The sequence below is a fragment of the Hydrogenophaga sp. PBL-H3 genome, from assembly GCF_010104355.1.
In the GTDB taxonomy this organism is placed as follows: Bacteria; Pseudomonadota; Gammaproteobacteria; order Burkholderiales; family Burkholderiaceae_C; genus Hydrogenophaga.
The window spans coordinates 2,763,524-2,777,895 of sequence record NZ_CP044972.1; the positions used below are offsets into that span (position 1 = coordinate 2,763,524).

General features: G+C 66.7%; 11 protein-coding genes and 1 pseudogene. 7 read left to right on the plus strand and 5 right to left on the minus strand.

Features of this window, described 5'->3' with window-relative positions:
* Window positions 1-60: 60 nt before the first annotated feature.
* Window positions 61-1,080, minus strand: a complete 1,020-nt coding sequence (locus F9Z44_RS12725) for an NAD(P)H-binding protein (protein WP_201449958.1) — start codon at window positions 1,078-1,080, stop codon at window positions 61-63.
* A gap of 141 nt (window positions 1,081-1,221) precedes the next feature.
* Between F9Z44_RS12725 and F9Z44_RS12730 the strand changes: the two genes are divergently transcribed.
* The 6 genes and pseudogenes from F9Z44_RS12730 (at window position 1,222) to F9Z44_RS12755 (ending at window position 6,934) form a co-directional block, all read left to right on the plus strand.
* On the plus strand, window positions 1,222-2,463 hold the full coding sequence (locus tag F9Z44_RS12730) for a Fic family protein (protein ID WP_159608703.1): 1,242 nt from the start codon (window positions 1,222-1,224) through the stop codon (window positions 2,461-2,463).
* 91 nt (window positions 2,464-2,554) lie between these two features.
* Window positions 2,555-3,091, plus strand: coding sequence for a chemotaxis protein CheW (locus F9Z44_RS12735; protein WP_159606688.1), 537 nt, complete (start codon window positions 2,555-2,557; stop codon window positions 3,089-3,091).
* Between the two features lie 6 nt (window positions 3,092-3,097).
* Window positions 3,098-4,861, plus strand: a complete 1,764-nt coding sequence (locus F9Z44_RS23150; protein WP_159606690.1) for a methyl-accepting chemotaxis protein — start codon at window positions 3,098-3,100, stop codon at window positions 4,859-4,861.
* Between the two features lie 42 nt (window positions 4,862-4,903).
* Complete coding sequence (locus F9Z44_RS12745) at window positions 4,904-5,386, plus strand: EVE domain-containing protein (protein ID WP_159606699.1); 483 nt, start codon at window positions 4,904-4,906, stop codon at window positions 5,384-5,386.
* 70 nt (window positions 5,387-5,456) lie between these two features.
* Window positions 5,457-6,068 (plus strand): type IV toxin-antitoxin system AbiEi family antitoxin domain-containing protein, encoded by a 612-nt coding sequence (locus tag F9Z44_RS12750; protein ID WP_159606701.1) that lies wholly within the window; start codon window positions 5,457-5,459, stop codon window positions 6,066-6,068.
* Window positions 6,065-6,934, plus strand: a pseudogene (locus F9Z44_RS12755) (nucleotidyl transferase AbiEii/AbiGii toxin family protein). Before F9Z44_RS12750 ends, F9Z44_RS12755 begins: the two are co-directional and overlap by 4 nt.
* Here the strand turns inward: F9Z44_RS12755 and F9Z44_RS12760 are convergent.
* From F9Z44_RS12760 to imuA, 3 genes are all read right to left on the minus strand, one after another.
* Window positions 6,928-10,089, minus strand: coding sequence for an error-prone DNA polymerase (locus tag F9Z44_RS12760; protein ID WP_159606703.1), 3,162 nt, complete (start codon window positions 10,087-10,089; stop codon window positions 6,928-6,930). The pseudogene F9Z44_RS12755 and the gene F9Z44_RS12760 overlap by 7 nt on opposite strands.
* A gap of 115 nt (window positions 10,090-10,204) precedes the next feature.
* Window positions 10,205-11,506 (minus strand): Y-family DNA polymerase, encoded by a 1,302-nt coding sequence (locus tag F9Z44_RS12765; RefSeq protein WP_159606705.1) that lies wholly within the window; start codon window positions 11,504-11,506, stop codon window positions 10,205-10,207.
* Window positions 11,454-12,293, minus strand: coding sequence for a translesion DNA synthesis-associated protein ImuA (imuA, locus tag F9Z44_RS12770; protein WP_159606707.1), 840 nt, complete (start codon window positions 12,291-12,293; stop codon window positions 11,454-11,456). The genes F9Z44_RS12765 and imuA overlap by 53 nt, the downstream gene beginning before the upstream one ends.
* 174 nt (window positions 12,294-12,467) lie before the next feature.
* Between imuA and F9Z44_RS12775 the strand changes: the two genes are divergently transcribed.
* The gene (locus F9Z44_RS12775; RefSeq protein ID WP_159606708.1) at window positions 12,468-13,349 is read left to right on the plus strand and encodes a TIR domain-containing protein; all 882 of its coding nucleotides are present in this window, start codon (window positions 12,468-12,470) and stop codon (window positions 13,347-13,349) included.
* Window positions 13,350-13,374: 25 nt separating this feature from the next.
* Here the strand turns inward: F9Z44_RS12775 and F9Z44_RS12780 are convergent, their stop codons facing one another.
* Window positions 13,375-14,361 (minus strand): Bug family tripartite tricarboxylate transporter substrate binding protein, encoded by a 987-nt coding sequence (locus tag F9Z44_RS12780; RefSeq protein ID WP_159606709.1) that lies wholly within the window; start codon window positions 14,359-14,361, stop codon window positions 13,375-13,377.
* Between the last annotated feature and the right edge of the window lie 11 nt (window positions 14,362-14,372).

Here is a 14,372-nt window from a genome sequence, read left to right on the forward strand (position 1 = left end):
CTGTCCCCCGGGGCTGCTGGTCGGCCCCGGGGGTTTTGCTTTGTGTGATCGGCGCGGTGCTCAGAACACCGCGTGATCGCCCCGCTCGGGCGCAGCGGCACCGCTCAGCACGTCAGCGTAAAAATCGAACAGCGTCTGGCTGCCGGTGGACGGCGTGGCGGCCGCGTCGTACCGGCCCGTGGCGGGATCGAGCACCAGCATGGATTCGGTGGCGTAGTAGCGCCCGATGCGCGCGAGCTCGGCCTTCTCGGCCAGTGTGGGCACCACGCGCCCGGCCACACCGAGCACGGCGATGATCACGTCGAGCAGGCGCACCGGCACGCGCTTGAAACGGGGCGGACGACCAAGCAGGGCAAACAGGTGCTCACCCTGCTGGCGCGGCGTGATGGCCTCGCCCGGTCCGCCGATGGGCAGCACCCGGTTGTGGCGGCTCACATCGCTCAGGCAGTCGGCCAGAAAGGCGCCCAGGTCGTCGTCGCTGATGGGCTTGCATGCGGTGGCCTGCCCGTCGCCGAACACCAGGAACGGCTTGCCCTGGCGCACCCGCTCGATCTGCCCCGACAAGGATTTGAAGAACGCGGTGGGCCGAACGATGGAATAGGTCAGACCCGATTCGACGAGCACCTTTTCGAACGCCAGCTTGGCCTGCTGAAAGGCCAGCAGGGGTTTCTGCACGCAGATGGCCGAGAGCAGCACCACCTGCGAGACACCGGCCTGGCGCGCGGCATCAAGCGCGTGCACGTTCGCCTGGTGGTCAATCGCCCACGCGTCCCTGGGCACACCGGTGCGCGAGGCCAGGCAAGACACCAGCGCATCAAAACGCTCACCCCGAAAACCATCACGCGCCAGCGACACGGGGTCTTGCACATCACCCAGGCGCACGGTCGCACCCGGCAGCAGGCGGGCGGTGTCGTTGCCCTGAAGCACGCCACCCACCCCCGCGCGCGGCCGCACGAAACACACCACCTCGTGCCCCCGCGCCACCAGGGCGAGCACGGTGGCCTGGCCGATGGTGCCGGTGGCGCCGAGCATGAAGATGCGCCGCGGTGATTCAGGCGTGTCGAAAGAATGGCTTGGCATGGATCTGTTCCTGGTGAGCGCGAATCCGAGTCTGACGACCGACATATCCAGTGCATCAGGAGACTCTTTAAGAGTCGCATTCAAAGTCGCAATATATCTCGCAGTATTTGAACAATTTCATTTGAAAGCATAGACTTGGACATGGTTTCAAAGTCGCAGAACTTCGCTCTTTTCGATCACCATTTCCAGATGGAGCCCTTGCTGCCTGGCGAACACCGTCTGGGCCCGCTGCTGGAGCAGGCGCACGATCTGATCCGGCGCGCCGACCAGTTGTCGGGCTTGTGCCAGCCCGGGGCACTGGGCGGATTGCGGCGCCTGCTGAGGGCCATGAACTCGTACTACTCCAACAAGATCGAGGGTCAGCACACGCTACCACTGGAAATCGAACAAGCCCTGCGCAACGACTATGCCCGAGATGCAGACAAAGCACGCCGTCAACGACTCGCTCTGGCCCACATGGATACCGAACAACAGCTCGAAGTGCTGTGGCCTCAGTGGGACACGGCACGGGTGTGGTCCCCACAAACCGTGCAGGACATCCACCAGGACCTGTTTGCTCGACTGCCCCGGGCCGACCTCGCCATTCCACCCTCGGAGTTGCCCGATGGCGCAGCTCCCGCCTGGCTTCGGCCAGGAGAGCTTCGGCAGCAGCAGGTGAGCGTGGGTCGCCATGCGGCACCAGCGGCCGAACACTTGCCGGCCTTCCTGGCCCGCTGGTCTCAGGTGTACGCACACGTGAGACGCGGAGAAATGCAGGTGGTGGCCATGGCCGCCGCGCACCAGCGGCTGGCGTGGATCCATCCGTTTCGCGATGGAAACGGCCGCGTGGCCCGGCTGCACAGCCAGCTCGTGCTGGGCCACCTGGGTCTGACCAACGGCCTGTGGTCACCCCTGCGGGGGTTTGCGCGCAGCCACGACGCCTACTATGCACGGCTGGCTGCGGCCGACGAACCCCGTGCGGGCGACCTGGATGGGCGTGGCAACCTCACCGAGCGCGGACTGGAGCAATGGATCAGCTACGTATTGGCCTTGTGCCAGGACCAGGTGGATTTCATGGCGGGCGCACTGGCGCTGGACAGCATGAAAGACCGCATGGCCGCCTGCCTGAACTATGAAGAACACGTGGTGAAGGCGGGCGTGCGCGCGCAGGCGCTGCGGGCCCTGCACTACCTGTTTGCCACCCAGGGCGAACTCGATCGCAATGATTTCAAGGCCATGCTCGGTCTGGGCGAACGCCTGGCCACCGCCCAGGTGAGCGCCTTGCTCAAGCGAGGCTTGTTGGAGTCCGACTCCCCCCACGGACGGCTTCGTCTGGGCGTGCCCCAACATGCCTTGCGGTTCTACTTTCCCAAGCTGTGGCCGGAAGCGGAGGCGCAGGACTGACGCCGGGCAAGCCTCCCAGAGGTGTCTGCCCCCCGCTCAAGAAGCCCGGGCAGGTGTCGATACGCAGGTATCAACCCCACACCCTGGACCTATGGACGCCCTCAACACCCCCACCCCCGCCGCCCTTTCACCCAGCGCGGTCGCCCGTGGCAAAGCCCCGGCCCTGGCCAATGCCGGTGAGTTCCTGAGCTTTCGCCTGGGCGCCGAGGAGTACGGCATCGACATCTTGCGTGTGCAGGAAATCCGTTCGTACGAAGAGCCCACGCGCATCGCCAACGCGCCCGAGTCCATCAAGGGCGTGGTCAACCTGCGTGGTGTGATCGTGCCGGTGGTGGACATGCGCATCAAGCTGGGATGCGCCAAGGTGGAATACAACGCCCTGACCGTGGTGATCGTGCTCAGCGTGCACAACCGCGTGGTGGGCCTGGTGGTGGATTCGGTGAGTGACGTGATCCGGCTCGGCCAGGAACACATCAAGGCCGCGCCGCAGATCAACACCACCCTGGACGCCGGTTTCATCACCGGCATCGCCAGCGTCGGCGAGCGCATGCTCATCCTGGCCGACATCGAAGCCTTGCTTGGCAGCTCCGACATGGGCCTGGTTGCTCCCGCAGAAACCCTTCAGTGAACCTTCATGAATTTCTTTCGCAACCTGTCCGTGGGAGCCCGGCTGTGGGCGGGCGTCATCGCCATCATCGTGGCCCTGTTTGTCGTGGTGGCCACCGCCGGGGCGCGCTCGGCCTCGCTCAATGAAGCGTCCGAGCGGGTGCTCTCCGCACTGGCCCACAAGACCACCATCGCCACCGAATGGGCCGGTCTCACCGAAACCAACGTCACGCGCGTGCAGGCCTCCATTGCCAGCTCCGACCCGGCCATTGCCGAGATGTACAAGGACCTGATCCCTGCGGGCGTGGCCTCCATTTCCGCGCTGCAGAAGGAACTGCAGGCCATGGAGATGAACGAGCAAGAGCAAGCCCAGATGGCCAGGATCGCCGAGCTGCGCAAGAACGTGCTGGCTTCGCTGGGCAAAGCCAACGAAATGAAGAAGGCCGGTGATGCCGCCGGTGCCGCACAGGAGATCTCGACCCGGTTCAACCAGGCGGTGCCGCCCTACTTGGCCGCCCTGCGCGAGTTCGCCCGCATGCAGTCCGACATCCGGGCGCAGGCGCAGGCTGGTTTCACCGAGCAACGCGCACACAGCCTGACCATTGCCGCCCTGCAGGTCGGCGCCTTGATCGCCGGCATCGTCGCGGGCGCGTTCTTCCTGATCCGCAACATCCGCAACCCGCTGCGCGAAGCCATGCGTTTTGCCGAACAGATCGCCGCGGGAGACCTCACCGCCCAGATCCGCAACGACCGCAAGGACGAGTTTGGCGCCATGACCACGGCCCTGGTCGGCATGCGCGACCGCCTGGTCAACGTGGTGGCCGACGTCAAGCGGGGCACCGACAACATCACCGTGGCCGCCCGGGAAATCGCCACCGGCAACAACGACCTGTCGGCGCGCACCGAGCAGACCGCCTCCAACCTGCAGCAGACCGCCGCCAGCATGGAGCAGATGTCGGGCGCGATCCGCCAGTCGGCAGACTCGGCGCGCGTGGCCAACCAGCTCGCCGATGTGGCCGGCCAGAGCGCACAAAAGGGCGGCGCTGTGGTCAGCCAGGTGGTCTCCACCATGGAAGAGATCAACCAGTCCTCGCGCAAGATCAACGACATCATCGGCGTGATCGACGGTATCGCCTTCCAGACCAACATCCTCGCGCTCAACGCGGCGGTGGAAGCGGCCCGCGCCGGTGAGCAAGGTCGCGGCTTCGCGGTGGTGGCCGCCGAGGTGCGCAACCTCGCGCAGCGCAGTGCGCAGGCCGCCAAGGAAATCAAGGTGCTGATCGGCACCAGCGTGGACAAGGTCACCGCCGGCACCGAACTGGTGAACCAGGCGGGCAAAACCATGGGCGAGATCGTCGAGAACGTGGTGCGCGTGCGCGACATGATCGGCGAGATCGCCAGCGCATCGGGCGAGCAGGCCGACGGCGTCAACCAGATCAACTCGGCCGTGGCCAACCTGGACCAGCTGACCCAGCAGAACGCCGCGCTGGTCGAAGAAAGCGCTGCTGCGGCATCGAGCATGAACGACCAGGCCGACCGCCTGGCCGAGGTGGTGCGCGTGTTCCGGGTGGATGCACACGCTGCTGCGCAAAGCTCGATCACGCAGATCCGTTCGACCGACCTGCACAAACCCGGCAGCGCTGCTGTGCGCAGCATCCCCGCGAAGAAGCCCGTGGTTGCCAAGCCGGTGTCGGTGGCGCCGAAGAAGCCTGCGCTGGCCAAGCCAGCTCCACAGCCAGTGGCCAAGGTGGCCGAGAAGGCGGGCGCTTCGGACGAGTGGGAATCCTTTTAAGGACCTTGCCCCGCTGACAGGTCATCGTCGCAAAATAGCGCGATGACCCCATCCCCTGCAGTCAGCTATTGGCTGATGAAATCCGAGCCCCAGGAGTGCTCGATCGACGACGTACTCGCCGCGCCCGACGCCACCGTGCCCTGGACCGGCGTGCGCAACTACCAGGCACGCAACTTCATGCGCGACGGCATGCGCATCGGGGACGGCGTGCTGTTCTACCACTCGAGTTGTCCGCAGCCCGGCATCGCCGGCATCGCAGAGGTCGCGTCCACCACCCGGCCCGACCCCACGCAGTTCGACCCCAAGTCACCCTACTTCGACGCCAAGTCCAAGCCTGAAGCCCCGCGCTGGCTGCTGCTCGATGTGAAGGCGCTGCGCAAGACGCGGCTGCTCGGCTTGCCCGAGTTGCGTGCGAACCCTGCCTTGGCGGAGATGACGCTGCTGCAACGTGGCAGCCGCTTGTCGATCACGCCGGTGAGTGCCGAGCACTGGCAGCTGATCACCGAAAAGCTGCTGAAGAACTGAGCGCAGTCGATGTTCCATTTATTCGTCGAATGTTTGCAATCGACGAATAAATGGAACATACTGCACCGGCATGCCACCCCAACACGACACCCACACCCAGCGCATCCTGGATCTGCTCGCGCACAAGGGTTTGCTGCGCCCCAGCGATCTGGATGCGACCGGTGCGTCTCGCGCCGTGCTAGCGCGCATGACGGCTGCCGGACTGTTGGAAAAAGTTGATCGAGGGCTCTACCGCCTGCCCGACCAGGACCTCTCAGAAAACGAGAGTCTGATCACTGTTGCCACCAAGGTGCCACAGGCTGTTTTTTGCCTGCTCACTGCGTTGCAGTTTCATGGCCTCACCACCCAGCTTCCGCACCAGATCTGGATCGCCATGCCGCGTGGCAGCCATGTGCCAAAAATCGACTACCCGCCCATCAAGATGGTTCAGGTCACCGGTGACGCCTACACAGCAGGCATCGAGATCTTCCAGTGCGATGGAGTCCCACTGCGGATCTATGGTGCGGCCAAGACGGTGGTTGACTGCTTCAAACACCGCAACAAAATCGGTATCGACGTGGCACTGGAAGCGCTGCGCGACGCACGTGCGCAAAAGAAGGCATCGGCAGACGACCTCTGGCGCTACGCGAAGATCTGCCGCGTGGCCAACGTGATGCGCCCTTACCTGGAGGCCATTGAATGAGCAAGGACCGCGCGGCATCGGTGCGGGCGCGCCTGCTCAACATCGCCAAGGCACAAGGCGTGGACTTCAACCAGGTGTTGGTCCGATTTGCGCTGGAACGCATGCTATAGCGACTGAGCCAATCAGCGCACGCCGATGGCTTCCTGCTCAAAGGAGCGCTGCTGTTCACGCTCTGGTACGACATGCCCCACCGCACCACGCGTGATGCCGACCTGCTGGGCTTCGGCCCCAGCGATCTGGGTTCCGTGGTTCAGACATTCCGCGACATCGTGAGCGTTGAAGTGGACGATGGCATCCTCTTCGATCCATCGTCGATCACGGCCGAAGAAATTCGCAAAGAGGCGGGTTATGCCGGGGCCCGGATCTTGATCACGGCCGACGTGGCCAAAGCACGTTGCAAGACGCAGATCGACATCGGCTTCGGCGACGCCGTCACCCCCGAGCCTGTGGCTGCGGTCTATCCTGTACTGCTGATTGACCTGCCCGCACCGCGTCTGCGCACCTACCCGGTCTACACCGTGATTGCTGAAAAGCTGCACGCCATCTCCTTGCTCGGCATGACCAACAGCCGCTTGAAAGACTACCTGGACCTGTCGGTCTTGCTGGAACGCGAAACCCTGAACACCAAAACCCTGGCCCGCGCCATCGCAGCCACGTTTGCCCGACGAGGCATGGCGGTCCCCGCGTCATTGCCCGTGGGCCTCACGGACGAATTTGCAACCGATCCGTCGCGCCAAGCGCTTTGGCAGGCTTTCCTCAGGAAAAATCAGCTGGGTCCTAAACCGCTACTCGACACCGTGGCAGCGTTGCGCACGGTCTTGGAGCGGAGCCTGGTAGAGGCCGGCACCCTACCCACCCCTCAATGAAAATCCCGACTCACTGTCGACAGCCCGTGCAGCAGCGGCGTGAGGTCTTCCAGGTGGCCGGCGATGAGGTTTTTGGCTTCGCCTTCGCGCTGCCACACGCCATGCACCGCCAGCAGGCGTGACTGGGTGAGCACCGTGCGCTGGCGTTCGCGCAGGTGTTTCCACACGATCACCTGCACCACGCCGGTCTCGTCTTCCAGGCTCACGAACACCACGCCCGAGGCGGTTTCGGGTTGCTGGCGCAGGGTGACGATGCCGCAGTGGCGCACCAGTCTGCCGTTGGGTGCCTGGTTCAGTTCTTCGGCGCTCATGAGCCGGCGTTGGGCGAGCTGTGGCCGCAGCAGCGCCAGCGGGTGGCGGCGCAGGGTGAGACCCAGGCTGTCGTAGTCCCACACGATGGCTTCGCCTTCGGGGGCTTCGGGCAAGGCCAGCGGGGCTTCGTCGATGGGGGCGTCCTTCATCAGCTCGGGTGCGGTCCTGAGGGCGGCGGCGTCCCACACCTGCTGGCGGCGGTGGCCGCTCAGGCTTTTCAGCGCGTCGGCGGCGGCGAGCAGCTTCATCTGCGGTTGATCGAGGTTCGCTCGGCGGGCGAGGTCTTGGGTGGTGGTGAAGGGTTGGCTGGCGCGGGCGATGACGATGCGCTCGGCGGTTTCACGCTTCAAGCCCGAGATCAGGCGCAGGCCCAGGCGCACGGTGGGCATGGTTGGCGGGCGGGCCCTCACCCCTGCCCTCTCCCAGGGGGAGAGGGGGTCAAGCCCTTCCAGCGTGCAGTCCCAGTCGCTGTGCACCACGTCCGCCGGCCGCACCTCGACTCCATGGCGCTTCGCGTCCTGCACCAGCTGGCTGGGGGTGTAGAAGCCCAGCGGCTGGCTGTTGAGCATGGCCACCAGGAATTCGGCGGGGTGGTGGTGTTTGATCCAGCAGCTCACATAGACCAGCAGGGCAAAGCTCGCGGCATGGCTCTCGGGGAAGCCGTAGCTGGAGAAGCCCTTGATCTGCTCGTACACGCTTTGGGCGAACTCGGTCTCGTAGCCACGCGCGGTCATGCCGTCGACCAGGCGGCGCTCGTATTGCTGCAGGTTGCCGCCGCGTTTCCACGCGGCCATGGCGCGGCGCAGGGCGTCGGCCTCGCCGGGTGTGAAGCCGGCTGCCAACACCGCGATCTGCATGCACTGCTCCTGAAAGATGGGGATGCCCAGCGTGCGGCCCAGGGCTTCTTTCAGGTCGGCTCCGTCGCGCGGGCCGGGGTAGCTCACCGGCAGCTTGCCCTGCCGGCGGTCCAGATACGGGTGCACCGCGCCGCCCTGGATGGGGCCGGGGCGCACCAGCGCGACCTCGATCACCAGGTCGTAATAACACCGGGGTTTGAGGCGCGGCAACATGCTCATCTGCGCGCGGCTCTCGATCTGGAACACACCCACGGTGTCGGCGGCGCAGATCATGTCGTAGGTGGGCCCGTCGCCTTCGGGAATGTCTTGCAGGGTGAAGCTGCGGTCCTGTTTCGCGCCGATGAGCGCCATGGCCTTGCGCAAGGCGGTGAGCATGCCGAGCGCGAGCACGTCCACCTTGAGCAGACCGAGCGCATCCAGGTCGTCCTTGTCCCACTCGATCACGGTGCGGTCTTTCATGCTGGCGTTCTCGATCGGCACCAGGCGCGAAAGCGGCAACTGAGTGAGCACAAAACCGCCGGTGTGCTGCGAGAGGTGGCGCGGAAAACCCATGAGCTGCGTGGTGAGCTGCAGCAGCTGGCGCACCGCGAGGTCGTCGGGGTTGAGCCCAGCCTCCAGAAGTCGCTCGGGCTCGATGGCGCGCCCGTCCCACCAGCGCGTGCTCTTGGCCAGCACATCGAGCGCGCCCTCGGCAAACCCCAGGGCCTTGCCCACGTCGCGCAGGGCGCTGCGCGGGCGGTAGCTGATGACGGTGGCGGTGAGTGCGGCGCGTTCGCGGCCGTATTTTTTGTACAGGTACTGGATGACCTCCTCGCGCCGCTCGTGTTCAAAGTCCACGTCGATGTCGGGCGGCTCGTTGCGTTCGCGCGAGATGAAACGCTCGAACAACAAGCCCGTGCGCTCCGGGTCCACCGCGGTGATGCCCAGGCAGTAACAGACCACGCTGTTGGCCGCCGAGCCCCGGCCCTGGCACAAGATGTTCTGCGAGCGCGCGAAGCTCACGATGTCGTTGACGGTCAAAAAGTAGTGCTCGTACTTCATGTCGGCGATCAGTTCAAGCTCGTGCTCGATCTGCTTCACGAACCGCTCGGGCGTGCCCTGCGGCCAGCGCCAGGCGGCCCCCTCCAGCGTCAGCTGCCGCAGCCAGGACGACGGCGTCTGCCCCTCGGGCACCACCTCGCTGGGGTACTGGTAGCGCAGCTCGTCGAGCGAGAAGGCGCAGCGCGCCGCCACCACCAGTGTCTCGGCCAGCAACTCGGGTGGATAGCACTGGCCCAGGGTGAGGCGCGAACGCAGGTGCTGCTCGGCATTGGGCTGCAGCGCCAGCCCGCAGGCGCTCAGCGGCTGGCCGATGCGCGTGGCGGTGAGCACGTCCTGCAGCGGCTTGCGCGAGCGCACGTGCATGTGCACATCACCCACGGCCACCAGCGGCACGGCGGTGAGCGCGCTGCTCTGGCGCAGCTTGTGCAGCAGCATCTCGTCGTCGAGCCGGCGCAGTTGCGTCACACCCAGCCAGCAGCGGCCCATGAAATGCTGCAGCAGCCAGCGCGCTACTGTGTCCATCGGGTCCTGGTCGCTGTCGCGATCGGGCACGGCGATCACCACGCAGTCGGCCAGCGCCTCGGCGCGGATGGCGCCCAGCGTGAGGCGGTAGGTGCCCTTGGGTGATGTGCGGCGCAGATGCGTGATGAACTCGCACAGGTTGCCGTAACCGTTGAGGTTGCAGGCCAGCACGATGAGGGTGAACGGGTTCAGGGGAGCACTGCATTGCACCCGGAACTGGCTGCCCACCAGCAGGGGCAGGCCGTTTTTTTTGGCGGCCACGTGGGCCCGCACCACGCCGGCCAGGGAACATTCGTCCACCAGCGCGAGCGCGCGGTAGCCCAGCGCCTTGGCGCGCTCCACCAGTTCTTCGGCGTGGCTGGCACCGCGCAGGAAGGTGAAGTTGGAGATGCAGCGCAGCTCGGCGTAGTCGGGCAGCTTCATGGCGGGGGAGCCCCCATCCCAGCCTTCCCCCAAGGGGGGAAGGAGCAAGACATCTCACCGGAGCACGTGCCTGGCTCCTTCCCCCTCTGGGGGAAGGCTGGGATGGGGGCCGGCCTCATGCAAAGTGCCCGTGCAGGTACCACGCGGGCGCCTCATCCAGCCGCGTCTGGAAGATCCACAACACCCCCGCTTTCACTGACAGCGCCACCCAGTAATCCCGCACCACATTGCGTGTGGCACCCGCACCGTCCACCCGGTCCCACCAACCGCCCTCCACCCGCTGCGGGCCGGCGAGCAGTTGCAGTTCGCCCTGGTAGATCGGCCGGTTGCCGCGCACCAGCAGCTTCAGCGGCTCGGGCAGCACGAAGGTGGGCTGTGGCAGGCCGGTGTCGGGCGCCAGCTTGCGCGGCAGCGGCTCGGGCGCGCTCTGCCAGCGGCACATCCATTCCTGGCGGTGGTCGGGCTGTACCACCGGGCGCAGCACGCGCCCCGGCCCCAGGCGCGCGGCCAGCCGCTCCAGCACCAGGTGCAGCGTCTCGCCCTGGCGCACGGTGTCGGGCAGCAGCGAAGCGCTCACGTCGTGCAACGGTTGCACCTCGCCAGCCAGCAGATGCAGGTCGCCCACGGGCGCGAGCAGCTGCACATGGGCCAGGTGCTCGGCGAGCAGGCGGCAGAGGTGTTCGGTGTCGCGCGTGGGCTCGGCCGTGCGCACCGTGATCTCGCCGCCCTCGCCCGCGTCGCGCGCTCGCATGGCGTCGTGCGCCCAGCGCAGCGTGAAGGCCGTGACACCCGCGCGCCGCGCCGCCAGCCAGCCGCTCATGACCAGCAGCAAACGCCGCGCGCCCCACAGCAGGGCCGGCGCCTGCTCCACGCGCGCCATGAGCTCCAGCCGCTCCTCGAACCGTTCGGGCAGCGCCACCCACACATGCGCCTCGGGCTCGGCGCCGTAGGCCTGGTCGAGCGCCTGCAGCAACTGCTTGTCAAAGCGCCGGCCCACCCCACCGCGCGGCAGCGCGCGCACGTCGCCCAGCGTGCGGCAGCCGATGTGCGCCAGCGTGCGCTGGTGCGGGAGCACCGCGCTCAGCACCTGCATGGGCAAGGCATCGAGCAGCACCGGCAGCGGTTGCCTGAAGCCGTTCTCCAGACCGGCGCGCGCCAGCGCCAGCGCGGCCAGGCTGTTGGCTGCCCAGGCCACCTGCGTCACGCCGAGCTGCGCGCTCTCGGCCACCACGCGGTCGCGCAGCGCGCGCCGGCCACCAAACAGGCGCACGCTCGCCGCCACCTCCATGAGCACCGCGCCGTCGGCCAGCGCCACGCGGGGCGTGAACTGCAACGCCCAGGTGGCCACGGCACGGCGCGCCGCCTCAGTGGACGGCGCGGTGGGGGCGGTCGGGAGCAGGAGTGCTGACCACAACATGGTCGGCCTCTCGGGACACATCGGAGGGCAACAGGCGGCTGGGGAAACGCAGCCGCGGCGTGAGGATGGCGCGCAGGCCCCCGGGCACCGAGCCCAGGCGCAGCGTGTTCTGCAGCGGCGGGCCCTTGCGTTTGACGATGTCCAGGTGCAGTTCCCAGTCCAGCCCCACACGGGCCATCAGACGCAGCGGCGCGGCCGACGATTCGCGCACCGCCGCACTCGGTCGGCACAAAAACACCGGGCCTTCGCAACTGGCGGCCAGCACCTGCAGGCGGCGCACCTGCTCGGCCCGCGCCTGCGGGAGCCACACCACCAGCGCACCGCAGGCATTGGCCTTGATCAGTTGTTCGGCCGACCACAGGCGCTCCGCAGCCGTGTCGGCCCGCACCCACACCAGGTGGCGCTCGTCGATGCCCTCGAAGCGCAGACCCGGCAGGTGCGGTGCCTTGGGCGGCCCCACCACCACCACCGCGCGGCCAGCGGCACACACCTGGCGCAGCGCCGGCCCGAGCAGGCGCCACTCCAACATGCCGCTCTGCGACGCGAGGATCTCAATGACGCCGTGACATGGCCAGCCGCCGCCGGGCAACTGCGCGTCCAGCGCCTCGAAGCCGCTGGACAGCACGGCCGAGACCGGGCCGCCGAGCTGGTCGCCGCGCCAGATGGCCGCGGCCACGGCCATGGGCAACTCACCGGGCAGGCGGGCCGGGCGCGGCTGCTTGGGCGGGGGTGAAAACATCAGCGTGGAAGACGGATCGTCCTCCTGCCAGTCGAGGGCGGGATGCATGGCGGGGTGTCCGGGTGGGGTTGGGGAGGCCGATCAATACTGTATATGTGTACAGTATCTTAAAGGTCGAACCCTGTCCAGTGTGTGGGACAGAACCCTCCAGCGAACGCCCGAATGGGAGTAGCCAACCCAGTGCTTTCGAACTAATGTGGGCGTTTTTGAGCGGGGGATTTCATGGCAGACATCTTTCTGAGCTACTCGCGCGAAGACGAGGCCCGGGTCCGCCCCTTGGTGGCCGCGTTCGAGGCACAGGGATGGGGCCTCTTCTGGGACAGGCGGATCCCCACCGGACAGACTTGGCGCAGCCACATCGGCGCTGGACTGCAAAACGCGCGCTGTGTTGTGGTGGCCTGGTCGCGGCATTCGATCGAGTCACAATGGGTCGCCGAAGAGGCCGACGAGGGCAAAACCCGCCAGGTGCTCGTGCCTGTGTTGCTGGACCGCGTGCAACCACCCCGAGGGTTCCGCGAAATCCAGGCCGCCGACCTTTCCGAGTGGCAACCCGGCGAGCACTCCGAGCGCTTCACCGAACTGTTGAACGACCTGCACCGGCTGCTGGATGCACCCACAACGACCAAGCCCGCAGCGCTGCCGCCCCAGAATCCGCCCCCTTCCGCAGACCCACCATCCCAACCAGCCAGGCCACCCCAGTTGCAACGCATGGGGTGGGTCGCGCTGTTGACTCTGGCTGCCCTGGGCATCGGCGTGTTGGCCCTGCGCCCGAACGACAACCGCCCGGAGGTCCCGCAAACATCGCAACCCCCTGTGCCCGCTTCATCGACCGCAGCCACGCCACCGTCCGTGCCCACGGGCGCCTGGCTTGTGGTGGTGGGCTCCTTTGCACGAGCCGAACGCGCAGCCGCCGACCAACACCTCGCTGCGATGCAGCGCGCGGGCATGCTCCCTGTGCTGGTCGACTCCAGCCAATACGCCTTGCTCACGCCGAGCCTGTGGGTGGTGACCCTGGGACCGTTCGATTCAAGGGACGACGCCAACACGGCGCTGGCAAAAGCCCGGTCGGTGGTGCCCGACGCATACGTCAAGAAGGCCCGTTAGGACCTCCAACCACCGCTGCGCAGACTCACTCGATCACGACCTTCGCGTCCTTGACCAGCTTGCCGAACTTCTCGGTTTCGCTGGCGATCTGCTGCGCCATCTGCGCGCTGGTGTCGCCGATCGGCTCGGCACCGATCTCCGCCATGCGGCTGCGGAACTCGGGCGACTGGATCACCTTGACCATCTCGGTGTTGAGGCGGGCCACGATGTCCTTGGGCGTGGCCACCGGGGCCAGCACGCCAAACCAGGTGCCGATGTTGAAACCCTTGAGGCCGGCCTCCTCCAGCGTGGGCACGTCGGGCAGGGCTGCCGAGCGCTTGGCCGTGGTCACCGCGAGCGCGCGCAGCTTGCCCGCCTTGATGTGCGGCAGCACCGGCGTGATGGTGTCGAAACTCATCATGATCTGACCGCCCAACAGGTCGGTGGACAAAGGGCCGCTGCCTTTGTACGGAATGTGGATCACGTCGGTGCCGGTCTGGTTCTGGAACTGCGTGCCGATCAGGTGCTGCGCCGTGCCGTTGCCGTTGGAGCCGTAGGCCATCTTGCCCGGGCTGGCCTTGAGCAGGGCCACCAGTTCGTTCACGTTCTTCGCGGGCGTGCTGGCGTTGATCACCAGCACGTTGGGCACGAGGGCCACGGTGGTGATGGGGGCCAGGTCTTTGGAGAAGTCGTAGGGCAGCTTCTTGTAGACGCTGGACGCAATGGTGTGGTGCACCGCGCCCATCAGCAGCGTGTGGCCGTCGGGCTTGGCCTTGGCCACGAAGTCGGCGCCGATGGTGGCACCCGCACCGGGTTTGCTCTCCACGATCACCGGCTGACCCAGGCTTTGCGAGAGCTTGTCGGCCAGGGCACGGGCCAGCACGTCGGTGGTGCCGCCGGCTGCGAAAGGCACGATCAGGGTGATCGGCCGGGTGGGCCAGGTCTGGGCCATGGCGCTGCTGCCGGCAAGGGCCAGGCCCAGGGCGACGGTTTGCACCACACGGCGGCGGGTGAAGGAAGGAATGGCTTTCATGCGTGTCTCCA

Excerpts from the sequence above, each read along its gene's own strand:
- imuA (WP_159606707.1), bottom strand. The coding sequence starts at position 12,293 with ATGCATCCCGCCCTCGACTGGCAGGAGGACGATCCGTCTTCCACGCTG.
- F9Z44_RS23150 (WP_159606690.1), top strand. The coding sequence starts at position 3,098 with ATGAATTTCTTTCGCAACCTGTCCGTGGGAGCCCGGCTGTGGGCGGGC.
- F9Z44_RS12725 (WP_201449958.1), bottom strand. The coding sequence starts at position 1,080 with ATGCCAAGCCATTCTTTCGACACGCCTGAATCACCGCGGCGCATCTTC.
- F9Z44_RS12760 (WP_159606703.1), bottom strand. The coding sequence starts at position 10,089 with ATGAAGCTGCCCGACTACGCCGAGCTGCGCTGCATCTCCAACTTCACC.
- F9Z44_RS12735 (WP_159606688.1), top strand. The coding sequence starts at position 2,555 with ATGGACGCCCTCAACACCCCCACCCCCGCCGCCCTTTCACCCAGCGCG.
- F9Z44_RS12775 (WP_159606708.1), top strand. The coding sequence starts at position 12,468 with ATGGCAGACATCTTTCTGAGCTACTCGCGCGAAGACGAGGCCCGGGTC.
- F9Z44_RS12765 (WP_159606705.1), bottom strand. The coding sequence starts at position 11,506 with ATGTTGTGGTCAGCACTCCTGCTCCCGACCGCCCCCACCGCGCCGTCC.
- F9Z44_RS12730 (WP_159608703.1), top strand. The coding sequence starts at position 1,222 with ATGGTTTCAAAGTCGCAGAACTTCGCTCTTTTCGATCACCATTTCCAG.
- F9Z44_RS12750 (WP_159606701.1), top strand. The coding sequence starts at position 5,457 with ATGCCACCCCAACACGACACCCACACCCAGCGCATCCTGGATCTGCTC.
- F9Z44_RS12780 (WP_159606709.1), bottom strand. The coding sequence starts at position 14,361 with ATGAAAGCCATTCCTTCCTTCACCCGCCGCCGTGTGGTGCAAACCGTC.
- F9Z44_RS12745 (WP_159606699.1), top strand. The coding sequence starts at position 4,904 with ATGACCCCATCCCCTGCAGTCAGCTATTGGCTGATGAAATCCGAGCCC.